This is a genomic window from Methanosarcina sp., from assembly GCF_049706645.1.
In the GTDB taxonomy this organism is placed as follows: domain Archaea; phylum Halobacteriota; class Methanosarcinia; order Methanosarcinales; family Methanosarcinaceae; genus Methanosarcina.
Map to the genome: position 1 here is coordinate 30,775 of NZ_JBNAKP010000014.1, position 19,978 is coordinate 50,752.

Below are 19,978 nucleotides of genomic sequence, written 5' to 3' on the forward strand. Positions count from 1 at the left end.
GAAAATTTACTTCTTGTAACCGAATACTTTATCGTATCTTTTATGATCGATTATATCAATCACTATTACGAGAGTGCCAACATCCGGATTACCAGATGTAAGTGTGTAAAGCATTCTCCAGAAACTGGGAAGTTCCACTCTAAACAGGTTCTTTACTTCATATTTAGTTTTATATTCAGAAGGAATTAATCTTTTAGCAACTGGATTTCCATAATGAACATCGTTTTTTATTAACTCTATTTTCTGATGAAAAGCATTAAGAATTGTCTCCTCCTGCTTTGAGTGCAAAGCCTTACTTATAAGATATTCATATATTTCATCAGCTTCAGGAGTTAATCTTACACTTACACGCTTCATAATTTATTCACACTTTATAGCTCACGTCCGTAAATCGCAACATTTCTTAAATTCTTGTTTGTGTTGTGAATCCACGTTATCCCTCTTAACCCTATAATTATTTTGTTACTGTTTTCAAGATATTCCAAAATAATCATTAAAGTATTATGGTTTACCTGTCGTGGAAGTGCTTTTTTGAGTTCCGGAATCGTTATGACACTATTTGGAAAGTTTTGGATTGTATCTTCTACCATTATAATAGTATTGAGAGTTGGAGAAGGTTTTACCTTATCAGAATTTAATGCTTCTGCCATTTATTCACTTCCGTAAGTCTGTAATGATTATGTAAGAAATAGGTATTAGTTAATAACTTATTAGTATCTATGGATACTTATGGTTTCTGGTCACTTGTGCAGAGACAATCTTTTTTTATCAACGGGCCTATCCCAAAAGCCACTTTCACTCTTTTTTCGCCTCTTTTACCATTTCACCAGAAAAATCAATCTTGATCGCGTTTATACTGTCTGCTTTTTGATTTTTCACTAATTTCACCTCATTCTCTTATATATTTCACCTCATTCTCTTATATTATACAGGACCTGTAGAAAATGATGTATATCAGTTCTCTGCCCTGCCTTGGATAACATTTACGCATATTTCGCACACGGATTTCGGAAACAGGGAAAAAGCGCAGCCCATATTTGATTGGGGAAAATATCATGAAAGAGAAGGCAAATTTATGATGCCGTTTGCAGTCCAGGTCCATCATGCATTTGTTGATGGTATTCATATCGGCAAACTTGCGGATAAGCTGCAGAAATACCTGGATGAAGTGTAGATAAGCATAATGGGAGGATTTACAATTAAAACATTCAGCTACCGTCTTTCATATATATGAAAGAAATATAGAAGGTTCATCCTTATTTGATATTTATCTATCCTTTGTAGCTATATAAAATACGACAAGTTATTCTTGACGAGACACTAGTACATGAGCAAAAACATCTTTTATTACCTCTTATTTCGCATCAGCGTAATTTTGGACATGTTTCCAGATCCAAGCGGCCAATTTACGCTTGGCGTTTTCGTATATTCGACAATCTTCTTCGTGAAGTCGGAGCCAGTTCCGGAATGCAATCATTCGGTCGATTTCTTCGCATCCAACTGAAAAGACACGAAGATTACCGTCAAATCTGGACTCATTGTGAAGTGCCCGGAGATCGCAGCTCAGCGAAAATTACATACTCTATCTGTAAATAAACTCAAAATTAGGCTCTCTAATAATAGAATTTAACAATTTCTTTGTAGATTCAATCTGTTCATCGTTTCCATCTACTGCAAGCCAGATAGCGCCCTCAGCTCCACTTACTCCACCACCTGCAACCTGTTCTGCACTTGCACCGGTAAGAAGTGAAATTGCTTCGATTTCAGTGACAATTTCACCAGCTACAGGTAATAAACGAGACCCATGCGAACCTGGAGCATTTAATTTCCGTGCTAAATCATTTAAATCAGCGTAAACACGTTTTTCAAGTCCTGCAGGAAGTATCAGTCTGACACGTCGGCCTACAACTGCCTGAATCGATGTAGCAATAGTTCCGCCGTGTAGATCTCCAATGTAAATGCCTGCCTGTCCTTTTGGAAGGTTCAGCGCATTAACGCCCTTTAAAATCACGTCTCCTTCCTTCAAATCATCCACAACGTTAAAAATAGTTTCTCCCTGTTTCCAGATACCATCCTTAATTACTACATCTCCCGGAAAACCAGTTTCATCTTTAATACGCCCGGAACTGGTTACAGGACCGCCAGGAGGAAGTACAACACCCCTGAAGAATCTTTTTCTTGAAAAATTTTTTGCTTGACCTATAGAAGACAATATTTCTTCAGCCACGTAACCATTTGTAGTTCCAGCAATTATAACAATGGTCCCAGATGCAAGAGATTCATTTACTGCTGGATGATTTACCAGAGCTTTTGCTATTAATCTTTTTCCTGCTGCCGGGGTTATTAAAAACTGTTCCATTTATTTTCATCTCCAATCCTTGCTCAGTTCCACAACCTAGTGATAAAAGTAGTGTAACATTATTACGTAAAATAAATAATTTTACAACTTGGCAATGATATTAAGACACAACAATGGGAACTATAAATTTAACTCTTAATAAAAATTAGCTGGCGCGCCCCACTGCAAGCAACGAAGTAGTCGGCCCCAAATCCTTCTAGCCTGCAATAACTCGTATAGAGCCTCCAAAATTGGTTAAAAACAGCTACCTTACATCTTCTTTTGACAACAATGCTTCCTCCTGAAAGTACTAATGTAAAAACCAAATTTGCTCAGTATCAAGCTTTTGAAGATCAAGAAAAGAGGGTTGAGATAGCAAAGAAGTTTATTGAGGCCAAGTTAAAAAAAATCCCAGTCAGTTCTTGACTATCTTAAATTAAGGCATCCTTAGGTTAATTTTAATGATTCAGAGGAACTCAAAAAATTAAAAGATATAAAGAAAATCAATGAAATGAAAGCACTTGTGGCTATATTATCTTTCTGAAGGTAAGAGAATTGCTCATTACCTTACTAGCAAAAAAGAGAAACTGGATTTTGTTAAGCCTGAGTATGAGGTTGAGAGATTTGATTTCTATGACATAAGGCAAAAGATCCTCAATATTTAGTATGTTGATTGGAAAAAAACTTGGATTTTCTAAAGGTACATTGCACTATATGAAGCAGAATGCCAAGTCAGATAAAACGTTCACTCTTAACAGCCATGTTCTGGAAAGGGTGAATAAGTGGGAGGCTCTGGTTTCAAGTCAAAAGTAAACTAGGCACTTTATAAGCAAATGCTTACAAAGAACAAGCAGATAGGCCAGCTTAATGAAGTTACACAAAAACAGGCTGTTCATATCCAGAGCCTAATACAGGAAAATAGTAAATTGAATATGAAACTTTTTCCTGAGATTACCGAAAAACTCTGTTGGAAGCTGTTTTTTGGAAACTGTTTTGCAATTTTTAGCCAAAGAAAAGCCATTTAATTTCCATATATGCGTTGACAAGCATAAGAATGACCAGACCTATCAAATGCCAGCCTCGATAGTATTTCATGTCTGGCTTAAGTTCCTTATCCCAACCATCTTCATTTCTTTTTATATATTTTCCTCCTTCGTTTTTTATTGTTTCAATCCTTGTTTTGCTGGAAACTGTTTTGCAATAGGGTCTTAAAAAGCCCTATTCTTCTTTTGTTATCAAATAGAGCAATTTAATAGCAGATATTTTTTGACTTTTCCGCTGATCTAACTATTACACCAGAATATATAAATATCAGCGGCATATAATTTTTTCGAAAATGAACTGACTGACGTTTATATTATATTTTTCTAATGTATGTAGTTGTACATTGAAGTTAATTTCTTTAAGACCTCAGGGTAGATCAGCAGAAGAAAACTGATTGTTTTTATTTGCATTCAAGCCGACTGATCAGGGGATGGGAATTATAGGCTAAACGTCAACAAAACCTTCTTTTCTTTTAACTTATTCTAATTTTGATATAATTTTCTTTGATAGATGTGACGCAATTTGAAAAAAGATAAGGGGTAATCTCAATTATCCCGGTATTTGGACAAAAAACAGAATTATTTAAGGTAGTAAATGTACCCATGCAGGATACGATTGAGAAGTTTGTACAATTGTAGGACTTACGCAGTTGAATGAAAAACCAATAGCAAGAAACCATTAACAGTCTAAAACATGATCAAACTACAGTGTCTATTATGCTTTGTTTTGTATTTCAAGTGCGTAAGTCCTAAATTGGCAATCTTAACGGCAGAAAATCAAAAAGAACATTTTACCGGACCTGTAGAAAATGATGTATATCAATTCTCAGCCTTGCAGTGGATAACATTTACGCATATTTCGCACACGGATTTCGGAAACAGGGAAAAAGCACAACCCATATTTGATCGGGGAAAATATCATGAAAGAGAAGGCAAATTTATGATGCCGTTTGCAGTCCAGATCCATCATGCATTTGTTGATGGTATTCATATTGGCAAACTTGCGGATAAGCTGCAGAAATACCTGGATGAAGTGTAGATAAGCATAATGGGAGATTAGAATGCTTTAAGAGAAAAATTCGGAAGCGGTAACAGTTATTTTTCAGACAATTTAAATATAGTTACAGCTTTCGATCTTCCAGAGGATATAATAAAAGCGTTGCTTTTCCTGGTAGACACTGGACAGATCCATTCATTTCTCCTCTGATTTATGTGAGTGAGTCAATGCCTTACACAATTTTGATTCCCAGAATCCGCGCAGCAAGTTCTATTGCTTGCCCGGCATTGACTATAGCCCCTCTGAGTTCATTGCGTGTATCGGATACTGTGATCCCATCAATGATACAGTCCGATAAGTCGATGCCTTTGAGTAAGGCTTTAAAGAAATCCGCTCCTGTGAAATTAACCGCTTTCAGCGTGGGCTTCTTTAACCGAATCTCGGATAAGAAGGCTTCCGTAAAATTGCAGTCATGAATGGAGCAGTTCTCCAATACAGAACTTGAAAAATCTGCATATCGAAAGGAACCGTCCGCTAAAGAGGTTTCTTTCATGTGGCTCTTGCTGAAGTTGCTGCCATCGCCCTTGCACGTTAAGATTTTGGAGCCTTTCCAGTAGCTTTCCATAAAACTGCAATTCGCAAAATTGCAGTTATCAAACACAGAATTGTAAAAGCTGGTTTTTGAAAAATCACATTTGCTGAACTGGCATTGTATAAACTGTACCGATTCAAATTCTATCCTTGCGATATCGACGTCCGAAAGCATTTCGCCTTCAAAGCGTATCCTTTCTATAAAACTGTCATCAGATTGTGCGGCTACAATTCTGCTTTCCAACATGCTTCCATCTCCATAGACTGATGTTTCCAATTGATTATACTATTTAGGACTTACTCACTAGTAGGCCACATCTATAGTTTTTCCGGTTCTGTTGCAAAAATCATAAGTATATAAATAAAAATTTAGTTTCATGGAAAAGAACATAAAAAGCAGAATATTCTCAGATAATATTTTTAATTTTCTTTTATGCAACACACTATTAGGGAAACAAAGAAAATGTATAGGTTTTATCAGAAAATCTGTGTATTCTAATTTCCATAAAAATCATTTCTCCGGACCCACAAAGGAAATTAAAAAGAGTTTCTCATTTTCATGCCAACCAGATAATGTCGTAAGAAAACTTTCAATCAAAACTTACATTTTTGATTTTTGTATAGAAAGTAGGAATGATTAAAAAGATGCGAGTTATGGGATATTATATAGAGAATTTTTTATTAAATGGTTTGGATGTTGTTGAAAAATAATTGCTGAACAGTATTCAAAAACGAGATATTTAGGGGTTGCAAAAATGCCTGGACTTGAGTCCGGGATATAGTGACTACAAATAGGAAGTGGTATTCTTGAAAGAAGTTAAGAAAAGAATTAGGAATATTTCACTAATTATACTCGCATGTTTAATTTGCTCAACTATGATTCTAATTGCTCTAACTTATCCGGATTACCACGAGACGATGATGGAAGCAGAAAAGCAATTACCTGCGAACAGTACTATTTTGAAAACAGAGTATGGTGATATTGAGTATGCTGTAGAGGGAGAAGGAAAGCCCGTATTATTGTTGCATGGAGCAGGAGGAGGTTATGATCAGGGACTCTGGGCGGGCAAAGTATTTTTCGGGGACGATTATAAATTCATCTCGGTTTCACGATATGGCTATCTTCGATCACCCATTCCGGATAATGCTTCAATTGAATCGCAAGCCGCTGCTTATAAAACTCTTCTGGACAATTTAAGCATAGATAAAATAATTGTTGTTGGAGTATCAGCTGGAGGTCCGTCAGCCACTCAGTTTGCAAATGACTATCCTGACAGATGCTCAGCATTGATATTGATTTCTGCTGTAAGTATGGGCCCGGCACCAGGCGACCAGGATCCTTTTTATGTTAGTATCATTCACACTATCCAGCAATCTGATTATGCATACTGGCTCTTCACAAGATTTTTCCAACCTGCAATTCTGGATCTGATGGGAATTCCATCACAGGTGTACGAAACGTTTAATCCGGAACAGAAAGAATTGGCACAGGAAATGCTTGATATAATGCATCCAATGTCTCAAAGGTATAAAGGCACCGTAAACGATGAAAAAATGATTGAATTTTATACCGTACCTACAGGTAATCTTAGTGCACCAACATTAATTATCCACGCTAAAGATGATGCGCTGGTAAGTTACAAACATGCAGAAAATTCCCACAGTAAAATAAACCAATCGCAACTGGTATTATATGATACTGGAGGTCATGGAATGTTATCTCAAATGAACGGGACGAGGGTGCTTGTGAAAGAATTTCTAAACGAATCCGCCTATTAAACTGCATGGACTGGACATTTAACTAACCATTTCCAAAGGCTCTTGGGGATTAGTAGGCTGAGATATGGGAAGATCTCCTTAAGTTAGACTGGATTATCTTAGAAGACCAGATGCAAACAAATATAGCAAAAGATTTTAATTTTGATGTGAAAATGGAGTAATTTTATTTTCATTAATTGAAGAGGCGGATTTATTTTATAGGTGAGGAGAAAACGACAATGAACATTTTTATCAGATTAGAAGAAGAAAAAGACTTCAAAATTGTAGAATACATGACAAGAGAAGCATTCTGGGATTTATACAAACCAGGATGTGATGAGCATCTTGTGGTGCATAAAATAAGAAAAGTACCTGCATTTGTAAAAGAATTGGATTTTGTTGCATATGATAAGGATACGATCGTTGGCAATATTATTTATTCAAGAGCTAAGGTCCTGAATGAGGAAAACAATGAATTAGAAGTTTTATGTATGGGCCCAATTACAGTATCGCCATCATATCAAAAGCAGGGTATCGGTTCTTTATTAATGAATCATTCTATCGAAAGGGCAAGGCAGCTGGGATATAAAGGTATAATTATTTTTGGAAATCCCGACTATTATCATCGTTTTGGTTTTGTCAATGCTAAAGAATATAATATCCAGACATCTTGGGGCGATAATTTTGATGCATTTATGGCATTAGAACTCTACGATGGCAGCCTGAGGGACATTTCTGGAAAATTTTATGAGGACGAGGTTTTTAAAATAGAAAGTGAGGAGCTGGAGGATTTTGAAAAGCAATTTCCCTACAAAGAGAAGCATGTTACGGACACTCAATTAAAACTATGAACAAAAGAGGACTTTGCCTTACATGTCGCAGTTTGATTGAAGGATAAGGACTTTAGAATCCCACCCTCGCACTTAAATTTTGTGTCGTCTATCTTATAATTTTTCCAGTGCGTCTTCTTAGGGGTCACGGTACCTGGACTGGTCCCTGGCAGGGCTTTACTGTCCCAAAGCCAGTCCGCTTCGAGCCTGTCTTCTTCGGTTAAGGGGGCGCTTGACTGAAGATTACACCCTCGCTGGTCGCTATAAACCGCCGCCTTGGGTCGTCTGGGTGCAGGTCTATGCCTTCCCCTTCCGGTTCCTACCATTCTGGGCCACATCTTATCCATTGCAGCCTGATATTCTTCGTAAGTCATGCCGTCTGGGTCTACCCATTTGGGGTCGAACCTTTGGAAGAACAATGAATGCTGGGTAATCACATCATCTAAATAGGCAAAAGTATAAAGGGAGAGTTCACGTTATAAGCGATTACTAACTTTTAAGCAGTAAATTAATCTTAACTTTTCTGAAGTTGTGCTTATAGCTCTTAATTGTTTTTAATATGTCTTAAATATATGAATATGAAAAAGCAATTAAGTAGCTTTTTCAGAAAAATCACGGAAAGTCTAACTATGAATAATTTTAAAAAACTAGGTCTCAGTAATGCTGTTTTGAAATCAATAGATGAACATGGCTTTGAAAGCCCTACAGCAGTACAGGAAAAATCAATTCCCCTAATACTTGCTGGGGAAGATGTTATAGCCGGAGCCGCAACAGGTTCCGGAAAAACACTCGCATTTGCTTCCGGCATATTACAAAATTCCCAAAAAGGAAAAGGAATTCAGGCTTTGATCCTGACCCCTACAAGAGAACTGGCGGAGCAGGTGGCAAATTCTTTCAGGAAATTCTCAAAATACGACCCGTTAAATATCGCATCTATCTATGGCGGTGTAGGGATCAATCCACAAATTAAAGAATTAAAGAATGCCGAGGTTGTTGTGGGAACACCCGGTAGGCTACTCGATCATATCAGCAGAAATACCATCAAATTCAATAATGTGAAAACCCTTGTCCTTGATGAGGCAGACCATATGTTTGATATGGGATTCAAAGTGGATGTAGAAAAAATTATCAAGGAATGTCCTCAAAACAGGCAGACCCTTTTGTTCTCTGCTACCATTACAAAAGATATTGTCCGGCTTTCCCGCAAGTACATGGAAAACCCGGTTCGAGTATCAACAGAGTCTTATATCGACCCGCAAAAATTGAATCAGGTCGTTTATAAAGTACAAGATGACATGAAATTATCTCTGCTCGTGTACCTTTTACAAAATGAGAAGTCAAACCTCGGGATGGTTTTCTGTAACACAAAAAGAAACACTGACAAAGTCGCAAAAAACCTGAGAAAATCAGGTATCAATGCCGTGGCAATTCATGGTGGATTGACACAGAACGAACGAACTCGCATAATGGAAAAATTCCATTCCGGGAACATAGGTGTCCTTGTATGCACAGATGTAGCCGGAAGAGGGCTTGATATACAGGGTGTTTCCCATGTTTACAATTATGATATTCCCAGGGAGAGTAAACAGTATATTCACAGGATTGGAAGAACTGCACGAGCAGGAGCAGAAGGAAAAGCGGTAAATATCCTTTCCAAAAATGACCATGCTAATTTCATGAGTGTGCTGAAAGACAATGATGTAGATATTAAGGAACAGGCACTACCTGCTCTGAAGAAGGTTGTAATTGAAAGACCGGAAATAAGATTGCCAAAGCCGGTAAATAGGATGAACAACCCCTCCAGAAAAGGTCATAAACCGAGGCACAAAAACTGTTAGACACCGTTCGTCTGTGCATTGCATTATAACTAACCATTGATCGATTGGCATCGGCAGGAGCAATGGACTGCTCCTGTAAAAACCCAGGCACGAGAATAAGAACGACGGCCAGTTCGTGCCACTACGATGTCAAAATGCACCCTTCCGATGCCTTCGGACAAATGGGCAGAGGTCGTTGACTGCGGGGTGGGAGATTTATGCTAAAATCAAATTGCGTGCGGCCACCCCAACCTGAACAGGCTGCCAGATAATTACCTCCAGTAATAACGGAATTCCTTCTTCTCCAATTTAAAAGCTTTAAATGCCTTTTTTACCATCTTTTTTAAAAAGCAGCAATGAATTGAAAAAAAGGATTAGTGGTGTTGAATTAGCGCTATTTTGACTCCATTTGGGTCTTCTAAAAAGACAAGGGTCCCAACTGTTATTGGTATGGGTTCCATGGTGATTTTGGCACCTTTAGATTTGAGTTCTTTCACTGTGGTGTTTATGTCTTCGACATCCATTCCCACCGAAAACAGGCCAGTTTCATTTTCTGTATTTTTTATGAGCTCTATCATAGCATCCCCTTCCCCTTTCAATAATGTGATTGTTGCTCCAGGTTGGGGATTGTGCTGGCTATCTATTTCAAGTCCCATAACTTCTGTGTAAAATTTAATTGACTCATCCATATCCTCAACTATGATAGTAGCGTATTTAACTTTCATATTATCACCATATGGATACTGTTTATCATTATTTATTAATGTTGAATTAGTAATTTTTTATCAATGAGCCCATCCTAAACCTATCCCAGAAGCCATTTTTGCTCCCATATTGGGAAGTGCCCATAACTATTTTCCTGATCAGCAGTTCGATTGTTCCTTTCAAAACAAGATTGTTTCTTTCAAAACAGGATTCAAAGAAGTAGTTTTTGAGTTTTGGGATCAGCTCTTAGTATTAGCATAATAACTGGTGCTTTGTTGATTATGATGCCAGGCGGTGTTTCCATGCATACCATACGATTAGTGCCGAAGCTACGACTGCTGAAAGCGTCATCAGTGCTCCGCCCCAGTATGCAGACCGTGTAGCTTCAATTACGCTAATGAACCATAGGACAGCAAAGACCGCGCCCACGATGATATTTAACCAGCGATTCAGCGAATCTTTCAAGGTCAGGGATAGGAAAGCCATCATCATTGGAACCAACATTAAGATTGCAAAGAATAGTATCATACCAGGGCTTATTTTCTGACCTTCTGCTTCTCCTGCCATTAATTGTGTTATAACACCTGGTTCCATAAGCACTATTATCTGATGAGCCAAAAAGGCAATTGATGCAAAGAGCCAGAGCACTGAAATCTTTATTTTCCAATCTTCCAAAACTTCTGCCCCCTTAGAGAAGTGAATTTAGTTAGAATAAGCGAGAGGTCTTTTAGGAAATTTCCAATATTTATCTTATTTATTTGGCATGAAAGTATATTACTATTTATTTTTCACGTACTGTCTCCTTCTCTTTTTTCCCATAAGCTGCTCCCAAAGCCATTCCAAGAGCAGGTCCGAGAGCAACTCCCAGGGCTATATTGTCCATCATAATTCCAATTAACAAACCTAATGACATGCCAATTGCAAGCCCAGAACCTATTGCATCTTCTTTTTCGTTCTCTTTATCTTTCCCATTCATTCTTACTCTTTCCTATACTTCTCTGTAATTCTATAAAAAGAGTTTCAAACAGAGGAGTAGGTTTGGGATAAAAAAATTTATCTGCTGGTGAATTAAGATTTTTATCCTCAGGTGGAATTTCTGCATCTGGTAAAGTAAGGAATTTTTAGATGCAATTAACTGATAACAGATAAAATATCAAAAGATTTATCCATTTAAGCGGATACTTCCATTTAATGAACAACCATCGCGAAACGGAAAGTTCACTTCATAGTTCAGGTAACGGTTGTTTGGATACCGTACCAGGGTGGGATGAAGAGCTTGAACTGGCATTTGCTGCCTACAAAGGACGCTACACTCCCGGAAGAGTGGCATCCCGGCATAAAACGGTCTGCGAGGTTCTCATTCAGGGGGCTGTCGTACAGGCAGGAATTTCCGGTGCACTCCAAAAAATCGGAAAGCAGCCGGTTGTAGGTGATTTTGTCGTTTTGCTTGACCAACCTGAAATGGGCTCACGAATGATTGTTAATATCCTGCCCAGAAGAACCTGCCTGTCAAGAGGTGCAGCAGGGGATGGGGGCGGAGAGCAGGTCATTGCTGCAAATCTTGATGCCATTTTTATCGTGACCTCTGTTGGTAAGGATCTCAACCTTCGAAGGCTCGAACGATATCTTACCGTTGTTTACTCTTCCGGGGCAAATCCCGTGATTTTACTGAACAAAATTGACCTTGAGGAAAACTCTCCCCGGCTGGTAGAGAAAATCCGTTCCATTACAGGGAAAGTGCCGGTTATTCCCTTAAGCGCCCTCTCAAAAACAGGGCTTGATGCACTCATCTCTTACCTCAACCCCGGCGAAACAGTTGCACTCATAGGCTCCTCAGGTGTCGGAAAATCCACGCTTATCAACTCTCTTCTTGGCGAAACCGTCCAGAGAACTGCGGGTATCAGAGAAGACGATGAAAAAGGCAGGCATACAACTACAGTCCGTCAGATGTTCCCTCTTCCAAATGGAGCGGTTCTTATAGACAATCCCGGGATCAGGGAAATCCAGCTCGGAGACTCTTCAGACGGGCTTGAAAAAGCTTTTTCCGAGATCGTTGACGCAGCCCGCAATTGTAAGTTTAAAGACTGCACTCACCGGGACGAACCGGGCTGTGCTGTCCTGCGGGCGGTAAAGGATGGGATTATTCCTGAGGAACGGCTTGCCAGTTATCACAGGTTAACTGAAGAACTCATATTCCAGTCGAAAAAAGCCGAAATCGGACTGAAAAGGCTTGAAAAGGAAAAACACAAACAAATAGCGGTGGATATTAAAAAATATAAGAAATTTACGGGGAAGCCGTAAGGTGAAGCTTATTTTAAAGAAGGCAAGAATTATCAGGATTTTATCAATCATTTTAAGTCTAATTTTTTATATTTTCATAGCTTCGGTGTGCTGCGTGAAAACTTACCGGAATTATAGAATTACTCACGTAAATTAAATTGAAAAGAAGAAGCATTCGAAGAATTTCTAACATTTGCTCTAAGTCTAGAAGTCCCTCTCTCGACTCCGGAGGAAGCATGGAGGGGTAGTTTACATTGAGCCCTCCCGGACCTACAATTATTATATGAAAAAACCTATGCTATTTCTATGTCAAGGAAGCTACAAGATTCTGCTTTTCGCTTATTGAAGAAAGCAGCCGACGAAATCGATAAAGAGCGATATAAAAAGGCCTTTGAAAACCTTGATAAGGTTGAAAAGATCGCAGAAGAAGTAAAGAACCCTGAGATTTCATACCATCTCCTGTATTTTAAAGGTTTTGCAAAATACAGAATTGACGAACTCGAAGAGTCTCTTACGCTTTTCGGAAAGGCGCTGGAAATTAGCTGGAAGCTTTTTTCAGAAGAACCGGAGAAAGAAGATTACCGGTTCTTTATAAGAGACACGATTGGAAGCATTGGAGATATCCTTTCGAAGCTCGAAGATCCTGATAAAGCAAAAGAATACATCTATCCGATGAAAGGGATTTTCGAAAAAGCAGTCCTTGGTTTTGAGAAATTATTGGAATCCGATCCAGAAAATCCAGCGTACCTGGAAGAGTTCCTGGAAACGATCGAAAATATAGGGCTCTGTTTTGAGGCAGGAGAACTGATCGAAGACGCAGTTCCACTTTTCGATAAAAAATTAGATATTATTGAGAAACTGCTCAAAAGTGAAACTGAAATGTCCGAACACCTCAGCAGCCTTGATGACTCGCTTATGAACTTTGGAAGGATCTGCGAGGAGAAAGAGTGTTTAGAAGAGACAAAGCACATTTATGACCGGGCAATAGAGATTTACGGGAAAGTCCTCGATAAAGACCCTGAAAATTCCGAAACCAAAGTTTATCTGAGCTACGTATACCGTTACCTCGCCGGTATTTACACGGACCTGGAAAATCTCGTAAAGGCAGAGGAATGCTATAAAAAGGCACTGGACCTGCTTGAAAGCGAGATAGAAGAAGAGACTGAAAATATTCCGGTTTCTGAAAATATTGAAGTTTCTGAAAGCATCTCGGTTTCTAAAAATATTCCTTTTTCTATGGCTCTTGCAGATATGTACAAAGACTCAGGTTTAATATTTTCAGACACGGAAGAGACTACAAAAGCCAGGTACTATTATACGAAGGCAAGGGAAACTTTCCGGGGACTGATGGATAAATACCCGGACATACTCGGAGCCGATAAAAACCTTGCCAGATCTTTAGATGAACTTGCAGAGCTGTTTTCGGAGATTGGAGACTTCGAAAGTGCAAAAATCTGTTATAAGGACGAACTGCGGGTCTATGAAAACCTGCTGCAAAAGGAACCTGAAAACCCTGAATACTCCCTGAAACTTTCCGATGTCTACCGGGAGCTTGGAGACCTTTTTGCGGAAGAGGAAGAAATTGAAAAAGCAAGGGCTTATTATGAGAAGGAAATCGAAATCTACGAAAACCTTCACCCCACGGAAGCCGATAAACTCATGTTAGAAGCTAATAAGGCTGATACCTGGAACCAGATCGGGAATCTGTATGCAGAAGAGGAGCCTGAAACTGCAGTGCAGTACCATGAAAGGGCTCTCCCCGTATTTCAAGAAGCCTTCGAATCCGATCCACATAGCGAATTTTTCCATGAGGAACTGTTCGAAACCCTGACCAGTCTGGGCCTGCTGTTCAAAAAGAATCGAGAGTTCGAAAAAGCTATTTGGGCGTATGAAAGGATCCTGAAAGTCCAGAAGCAGCTTCTTAAGCTAATGCCTCCTGAAAGCATCCATGATCTGAACCACAACCACGACCTGGAACATAACCATGATCTGGACCATGATCATGATCTGGATATAGAAACTACATACTTTGAACTTGGAGTGCTTCATTCCGAACTTGGAGATGAAGAAAAAGCTGGTGCCTACCACAGGCAGGCTCTTGAAAGATTTGACCAGATAATTGCGGAACAGTTTGAAGACCCGGAACTCTTAATCCTTACATCAGGTAAAGCATTCTTTTTAGGAATGTCACTCCTTGAAAAACTGGAATCCGAAAAGAAAGACTCAAGCATTGCCAGAAAATACTATGAACTTGCCCTCCGAACCATTGAAAATTTATATGAATCCTGCCCGACGAACCTGGGACTTCAGAAGATGCTTGCCAGTTTTGCCGAACAAATCGGGGACATATACAGGGATGCCGATAAACTGGAAGAAACAATCCAGGAATACGAATATGCATACAAAAGCCTCAAAGTCCTGTATGAGAATGAACCTGAAAACCCCATGCACCTCCATCATATGCTTGGGGCTCTGAATAATATCGGAATCGGATATTCGGTTACGGATCAGCAGGAAAAAGGAAAAGAATGCTTTGAAAAAGCCCTTGCCCTTAACGAAAGCCTGGCAAAATCCAATCCGGAAGACCTTGATCCCCTGAAAAGAAATTTTTTGCTTTTCAGCAACTACGCAAATCTCCTTGAAGAAATAGGGGATTCCGAAACTGCAAAAGAATTCCATAAAAAAGCTGAAGAGATCGACGCAAAACTGGCTGAAGAAGACCCTGAATGGGTTTCCTCGCAAGAAGATTTCTGATTCGAAACCATAGAAACCCGCGGGCACTAGCTGCCCCACCAATTTTATCAGCCTCGGAAAACCCACCCTGGATTCAACGATCAGCCGTATCAACACTAGGAGGGCTCTGAATCCTTCCTTCTATAACCCCGCAACGTCTAAAAATGAAAAACCCTTACTTGATAACAATGGTTTTACAGCATACAATGTATTAAATTGAGATTAACTCAAGTGTTAACTCAAATTTAATTCAAGTTTAATTAGTTTAGTTCAAATTCTTATCAGGAGGGACTCATACGACAAGTAAAGTCTATTTCGCAGACCTGAGGGCAAAAAACCCTTATGAGAGTAAGATAAGCAAGATCCAGAAGCTCTTTGACGAAGCAGGTTTTGTCGAACTGCTTGGAGCAGAAGACCTGACCGCGATTAAGGTCCATTTCGGAGAATACGGGAACGACGGCTACATCAACCCGGTGTTTGTACGGCAGGTTGTTGATAAAATCAGGGCAGCCGGAGCAAAACCGTTTGTCACGGACACGAATACTCTTTACTCGGGCAGCCGACATAATGCCGTTGATCACCTGACAACAGCCATAGAGCACGGTTTTGATTATTCTGTTGTCCGGGCTCCGCTTATTATTTCGGATGGGCTGAGAAGCCAGAATATAGCAGAGGTCGAGATATGGCAAAAACACTTCGAGTCCGTAAAAATCGGGTCGGATATCGTTGCTGCGGACTCGATGATTGTAATGTCCCATTTCAAAGGGCATATCGTAGCCGGTTTCGGAGGAGCTATCAAGAACCTGGCAATGGGCTGTGCGCCTGCTGCCGGAAAAAGAGACCAGCATTTTCCGACAAGCCCACATGTAATTGAAGAAAAGTGCATAGGCTGCGGGAAGTGCGTTGAAGTCTGCCCGGCCGGAGCAGCTGCTCTTGAGGGAGAACTCTCAAGGATTGAGACCGAAGCCTGCGTAAGCTGCGGGCAGTGCATGGAAGTCTGTCCGGAAGGAGCTATCGATATAGACTGGGAGCATGATATCCCTATCTTTCTTGAGTACCTGACAGAATATGCATACGGGGCTGTGAAAGGAAAAGAGGGCAGGGTAGGCTATATCAATTTCCTGCTTAAAATAACCCCGGACTGCGACTGCGTACCCTGGAGTGACGCCCCGATAGTGCCTGATATTGGAATACTTGCATCAACCGACCCGGTTGCCCTTGACCAGGCAAGCTATGACCTTGTTAACAGGCAGAAAGGGCTTGTGAGCTCTGCTCTGCAGTGCAACCATGAGGCAGGGGCTGACAAGTTCAAAGGGACCTGGCCCAGAGTAGACGGCACTCACCAGCTTGAATACGCTGAAAAAATCGGCCTTGGGAGCAGGGACTACGAGCTGGTTGAGATTTGAATAAACGGTTTTTGATTTTTTAATAAACTCAACCTCATTACCCCTTAATTTCTTTCTTTTTTAATTTTTCATGTTTTTAGCGAGGGGGATATAATTCAGCAGGTTACATGGAACATTGCAATAGTTTTTCCTTTGCTTTTATTCCAGAGCTTAATCGCTTCAGGGGTTGGAAGGAGTTTTGTTTTGATATCATTTTCTTCGAAGAATTTTTTAGCTTTTTTCGAAAGCTCTACGTAGCCGGTCTGTCCAGTCCCCATAATGAGCTTTTCTGCCCCTTTTTCGTAGATGTATTTCGCTTCGGCAAGCGAGAGCTTATGGGATGTCCCATACAGTTTTTTTGAGAGCTTTTTCCGGCGTTTTTCGACCTGACCGTCCAGGCGGATAAGGATGTCATACTCAAAGTTTTTCCCCTTGACCGTAATCGAACCGAAACTAGTGGAATTAATTTTTGGTTTCATGTTCCCCCTTTTAAAACAAAAGATCTTCTCCGGATATAGAAATAGCCTCCGCAGGAAGAGAACACTGCAGACAATATTATTTATGAGACCACAGGCTTATTACCCTGCAGGAAATAAACGAACAGGGATAACATTGTCACACGTTTTTCAATAATCCCATAGCCCGGAACAGGGGGAGTTGTATAAAAATTCACGAAGCCATGTTTTATGAAAAGCTTGCCGAAAATGAAGTGAAATGCAACCTCTGTGCCCACAGGTGCAGGATAAAACCCGGTAAGCGGGGCATCTGCGGGGTAAGGGAAAACTGTGAAGGATCGCTTTTCTCCCTTGTCTACGGAGGAGTCGCAAGCGAAGCTGTAGCGAATATAGAACAGAAGCCCCTTTACCACTATTACCCGGGCTCCACGGCGTATTCAGTCGGGACCATTGGCTGCAATTTCAGGTGCAGGCACTGCCAGAACTGGAGGCTTTCCCGGGCATCTCCGGAGGACGCTTTCCTGGAAACCCTCAGCCCCCTCCAGCTTGTCAGGCAGGCTAAAATGGCGGGGTGCCAGTCGGTTTCCTGGACTTACAACGAGCCCACGGTCTGGTATGAGTACACTTACGACGGGGCAAAACTTGCAAAGGAGGCAGGCCTCGGAACAAACTATGTGACTAACGGCTACATCACCCCCGAAGCCCTTGAACGAATCTCTCCTTACCTGGATGCCTTCAGCGTGGACATCAAGAGTTTTTCCGAAGCATTCTACCGGGAAATCTGCGGGGCAAAACCGGCTCCTGTGCTTGAGGCGTCCCGGCTTGCAAAAGGTCTCGGGGTCCATGTGGAGGTTGTAAACCTGATAATCCCTACCCATAATGATTCTACAGACGAGCTCCGGGAACTTTCCCGCTGGGTTTACAAAAACCTGGGGAGAGATACTCCTCTCCACTTCAACCGCTTCCACCCCCACCACAGGATGAAAAGTCTCCCTCCAACGCCTGTTGCAACCCTGGACAAGGCGCGCTCGGTTGCAATTGAGGAAGGGATGCGGTTTGTGTATATAGGCAATGTACCGGGGCACCCCCATGAGAATACTTACTGTCCTGAATGTGGGAGCCTGTTGATTGCAAGGGGGTTTTTTGAAGTCCAGGAATATAATATAAGCCCTGATAAGACCTGCCCGAAATGCGGAGAAGTTATTCCTATTGTTGGGGAATATGCTGGACAGAAGTGATTCTGAAATCCAAAAAAAATCAAAACCTCCTGAAAGTGCTGCAAGGAAGTAAATCTCCGGAATCTCCGGCCGGATTCACAGAATGATAAATAAAGCTCGCTCTCAGGCATCAAAAATTATCATAATTATCAGCGATCCAGCTTGTTATCTTTTTTGAAAATTGATTTCCGCAATCAGGGAATTACCTATCGGATCAGGTGGATTCTGTTCCTGAATCCTCAATTTTTTGTACTTATTATTTTTAAGGAAAGGAATATTTCGAAAGTTTTATCAATCTTGAATCTTTTCTCTTATTTGGACATAAAAACCAGAACAATATTAATAAAAAATATTAATTTATTTATTTAAAGTCTTAAGTAATGCCTGGTTACCTGGCTAAAACACGCGGAATTGAAAACTGCTTTGTTTATTGAAAGTAAGGTCTTGAAAGAGGTTTGAAAATGAAAGTTCTTATATGCGGAAAAGGTGGAAGCGGCAAGAGTACGATTACTGCTCTGCTTGCGAAGGCAATGGCAAGAAAAGGGTACAATGTGCTTGTTGTGGACAGCGATGAATCGAACTTCGGGCTGCACCGACAGCTTGGGGTTGAAATGCCGGAAGACTTCATGAATTACCTTGGAGGAAAAAAAGCCCTGGGGGAAAAGATGAGGCAGGCTTTTCAAACAGGGGGAGTTGTAAGCATTTTTGATGAGAAATGGGGGATATCTGAAATCCCTGAGGCTTACACGGTGAAGAATGGAAACATAAAAATGATGGCTGTAGGGAAAATTCATGATTTCGGGGAAGGTTGTGCCTGTCCTATGGGTGCGCTGGCCAGGCACCTTTTGAAAAACATAGAAACCACATCCGAAGACCTGGTGCTTGTGGACACCGAAGCCGGAATCGAGCACTTCGGAAGGGGGATTGAGGAAGGGTGCAACCTTGTACTGATGGTAGTTGACCCTTCTTATGAGTCCATTCGGCTTTCTGAAAAAATAAGACAGCTTGCAGAAAAAGCCGGAAAACCTTTGTATTTCATTTTCAACCGCACGGATAAAATTGGGACCCATTTTATGCTGGAAACCCTGGACAAAACTCACGTCCTGGCTTCGGTACCGTCGGATATGGAGGTTTTCCGGGCAGGGTTTGCAGGAGAAGAGCTGAATATGGAACTCCCGGAAATAGAGTCAATTACTGACTTCCTGATTTCTGGAACCAGGGCCTGAAGTGATTCAGGGAAGGAACTGGTATGAATAAAAAAGGACAAGGACTGCCTGACGGAACGGTCGGAAGTCGTCAGGAGTCTGGCTTACGTCCCCCAGATTTCGAACCGGATGTTCTCCAACTCGCGTTTTTGAAACCGTGAAAATGGGGAAGCGCCTTCACCTGAACTGGTACAATAGCGAAAAAGAATTCCGTATGCTATGCCTTTAAGGCAACTTGAAATTGTATGAGTAAGCTGGATTTTTAAGCTACCTGGAAATGTACGGTTTTTTATGGAATAAACGGGAGTGGGATTTGTTTTTAGATCAATTTTAGTTGATTTAATCGCAAATCTATTTTTTAAAAAGATAAATATAGCAGATGCCACCACTTAATATATGAGTTAATCTTACCCAACTTTACTGGAGATGAATTAAAGTGACCATCTGGGAATATGATGTTAAAGAGATAAGGTTCAGTGAGTGGTCAAAGACAAAAGAAGATCTTAACAGCCTCGGAATTGAAGGCTGGGAACTGATCAAGTTTGCAGACGAGATCGACGAAAACGGTATGATAGCAGCTGTTTTCAAAAGGCCGGTCGATTACGTTGACGCATCCTTCTAAAA

At 40.6% G+C, this 19,978-nt stretch carries 22 protein-coding genes; 12 read left to right on the top strand and 10 right to left on the bottom strand.

Going from position 1 to position 19,978, the window contains the following annotated elements; translation table 11 throughout:
- Window positions 1-6: 6 nt before the first annotated feature.
- On the bottom strand, window positions 7-357 hold the full coding sequence (locus ACPK8D_RS05275) for a hypothetical protein (protein WP_424716804.1): 351 nt from the start codon (window positions 355-357) through the stop codon (window positions 7-9).
- Between the two features lie 14 nt (window positions 358-371).
- A complete protein-coding gene (locus ACPK8D_RS05280; RefSeq protein WP_424716805.1) occupies window positions 372-650 on the bottom strand; it encodes a hypothetical protein in 279 nt (92 codons plus the stop codon).
- A 263-nt stretch (window positions 651-913) separates the two neighbouring features.
- On the opposite strand from ACPK8D_RS05280, the gene ACPK8D_RS05285 reads away from it, so the two are divergent.
- A complete protein-coding gene (locus tag ACPK8D_RS05285; RefSeq protein ID WP_424716906.1) occupies window positions 914-1,174 on the top strand; it encodes a CatA-like O-acetyltransferase in 261 nt (86 codons plus the stop codon).
- A 180-nt stretch (window positions 1,175-1,354) separates the two neighbouring features.
- Here the strand turns inward: ACPK8D_RS05285 and ACPK8D_RS05290 are convergent, their stop codons facing one another.
- On the bottom strand, window positions 1,355-1,567 hold the full coding sequence (locus ACPK8D_RS05290; RefSeq protein WP_424716907.1) for a GrpB family protein: 213 nt from the start codon (window positions 1,565-1,567) through the stop codon (window positions 1,355-1,357).
- Between the two features lie 15 nt (window positions 1,568-1,582).
- Window positions 1,583-2,359 carry a hypothetical protein gene (locus ACPK8D_RS05295; protein WP_424716806.1) on the bottom strand — a complete coding sequence of 259 codons (777 nt, stop codon included), beginning with the start codon at window positions 2,357-2,359 and terminating at the stop codon, window positions 1,583-1,585.
- Window positions 2,360-2,629: 270 nt separating this feature from the next.
- Between ACPK8D_RS05295 and ACPK8D_RS05300 the strand changes: the two genes are divergently transcribed.
- A complete protein-coding gene (locus tag ACPK8D_RS05300; protein WP_424716908.1) occupies window positions 2,630-2,764 on the top strand; it encodes a CRISPR-associated endonuclease Cas1 in 135 nt (44 codons plus the stop codon).
- 1,371 nt (window positions 2,765-4,135) lie between these two features.
- Complete coding sequence (locus ACPK8D_RS05305) at window positions 4,136-4,420, top strand: CatA-like O-acetyltransferase (protein ID WP_424716807.1); 285 nt, start codon at window positions 4,136-4,138, stop codon at window positions 4,418-4,420.
- A 190-nt stretch (window positions 4,421-4,610) separates the two neighbouring features.
- On the opposite strand, the gene ACPK8D_RS05310 is transcribed toward ACPK8D_RS05305, so the two are convergent.
- On the bottom strand, window positions 4,611-5,216 hold the full coding sequence (locus ACPK8D_RS05310; RefSeq protein ID WP_424716808.1) for a pentapeptide repeat-containing protein: 606 nt from the start codon (window positions 5,214-5,216) through the stop codon (window positions 4,611-4,613).
- A 551-nt stretch (window positions 5,217-5,767) separates the two neighbouring features.
- Here ACPK8D_RS05310 and ACPK8D_RS05315 point away from each other — a divergent pair.
- Complete coding sequence (locus ACPK8D_RS05315) at window positions 5,768-6,748, top strand: alpha/beta fold hydrolase (protein ID WP_424716809.1); 981 nt, start codon at window positions 5,768-5,770, stop codon at window positions 6,746-6,748.
- 218 nt (window positions 6,749-6,966) lie between these two features.
- Window positions 6,967-7,578 carry a GNAT family N-acetyltransferase gene (locus tag ACPK8D_RS05320; protein WP_424716810.1) on the top strand — a complete coding sequence of 204 codons (612 nt, stop codon included), beginning with the start codon at window positions 6,967-6,969 and terminating at the stop codon, window positions 7,576-7,578.
- On the opposite strand, the gene ACPK8D_RS05325 is transcribed toward ACPK8D_RS05320, so the two are convergent.
- Window positions 7,563-7,976, bottom strand: a complete 414-nt coding sequence (locus tag ACPK8D_RS05325) for a hypothetical protein (RefSeq protein ID WP_424716811.1) — start codon at window positions 7,974-7,976, stop codon at window positions 7,563-7,565. The two genes, ACPK8D_RS05320 and ACPK8D_RS05325, sit on opposite strands and share 16 nt — an antisense overlap.
- 249 nt (window positions 7,977-8,225) lie before the next feature.
- Here ACPK8D_RS05325 and ACPK8D_RS05330 point away from each other — a divergent pair, with 249 nt between their 5' ends.
- A complete protein-coding gene (locus tag ACPK8D_RS05330) occupies window positions 8,226-9,395 on the top strand; it encodes a DEAD/DEAH box helicase (protein ID WP_424716812.1) in 1,170 nt (389 codons plus the stop codon).
- Between the two features lie 353 nt (window positions 9,396-9,748).
- Here ACPK8D_RS05330 and ACPK8D_RS05335 read toward each other — a convergent pair whose 3' ends face one another.
- The 3 genes from ACPK8D_RS05335 to ACPK8D_RS05345 all read right to left on the bottom strand — a co-directional run bounded on the left by ACPK8D_RS05335 (window position 9,749) and on the right by ACPK8D_RS05345 (window position 11,055).
- Window positions 9,749-10,099, bottom strand: a complete 351-nt coding sequence (locus ACPK8D_RS05335) for a VOC family protein (protein WP_424716813.1) — start codon at window positions 10,097-10,099, stop codon at window positions 9,749-9,751.
- A 259-nt stretch (window positions 10,100-10,358) separates the two neighbouring features.
- The gene (locus ACPK8D_RS05340; RefSeq protein WP_424716814.1) at window positions 10,359-10,754 is read right to left on the bottom strand and encodes a DUF6326 family protein; all 396 of its coding nucleotides are present in this window, start codon (window positions 10,752-10,754) and stop codon (window positions 10,359-10,361) included.
- A 106-nt stretch (window positions 10,755-10,860) separates the two neighbouring features.
- Complete coding sequence (locus ACPK8D_RS05345) at window positions 10,861-11,055, bottom strand: hypothetical protein (protein WP_424716815.1); 195 nt, start codon at window positions 11,053-11,055, stop codon at window positions 10,861-10,863.
- A gap of 215 nt (window positions 11,056-11,270) precedes the next feature.
- Between ACPK8D_RS05345 and rsgA the strand changes: the two genes are divergently transcribed.
- From rsgA to ACPK8D_RS05360, 3 genes are all read left to right on the top strand, one after another.
- Window positions 11,271-12,380: a ribosome small subunit-dependent GTPase A gene (rsgA, locus tag ACPK8D_RS05350; RefSeq protein WP_424716816.1), complete on the top strand. Its 1,110-nt coding sequence runs from the start codon at window positions 11,271-11,273 to the stop codon at window positions 12,378-12,380.
- Window positions 12,381-12,701: 321 nt separating this feature from the next.
- Window positions 12,702-15,113 (top strand): hypothetical protein, encoded by a 2,412-nt coding sequence (locus ACPK8D_RS05355; RefSeq protein WP_424716817.1) that lies wholly within the window; start codon window positions 12,702-12,704, stop codon window positions 15,111-15,113.
- Between the two features lie 332 nt (window positions 15,114-15,445).
- Window positions 15,446-16,498, top strand: coding sequence for a DUF362 domain-containing protein (locus tag ACPK8D_RS05360; RefSeq protein WP_424716909.1), 1,053 nt, complete (start codon window positions 15,446-15,448; stop codon window positions 16,496-16,498).
- A 95-nt stretch (window positions 16,499-16,593) separates the two neighbouring features.
- Here ACPK8D_RS05360 and ACPK8D_RS05365 read toward each other — a convergent pair whose 3' ends face one another.
- On the bottom strand, window positions 16,594-16,956 hold the full coding sequence (locus tag ACPK8D_RS05365; protein WP_424716818.1) for an Mth938-like domain-containing protein: 363 nt from the start codon (window positions 16,954-16,956) through the stop codon (window positions 16,594-16,596).
- 200 nt (window positions 16,957-17,156) lie between these two features.
- Here ACPK8D_RS05365 and amrS point away from each other — a divergent pair, with 200 nt between their 5' ends.
- The 3 genes from amrS (at window position 17,157) to ACPK8D_RS05380 (ending at window position 19,976) form a co-directional block, all read left to right on the top strand.
- Entirely contained in the window at window positions 17,157-18,170 is a 1,014-nt protein-coding gene (gene amrS, locus ACPK8D_RS05370; protein ID WP_424716819.1) for an AmmeMemoRadiSam system radical SAM enzyme, read from the top strand.
- 440 nt (window positions 18,171-18,610) lie between these two features.
- The gene (locus ACPK8D_RS05375) at window positions 18,611-19,375 is read left to right on the top strand and encodes a P-loop NTPase (RefSeq protein WP_424716820.1); all 765 of its coding nucleotides are present in this window, start codon (window positions 18,611-18,613) and stop codon (window positions 19,373-19,375) included.
- A 415-nt stretch (window positions 19,376-19,790) separates the two neighbouring features.
- A complete protein-coding gene (locus ACPK8D_RS05380; RefSeq protein ID WP_424716821.1) occupies window positions 19,791-19,976 on the top strand; it encodes a hypothetical protein in 186 nt (61 codons plus the stop codon).
- Window positions 19,977-19,978: the final 2 nt, after the last annotated feature.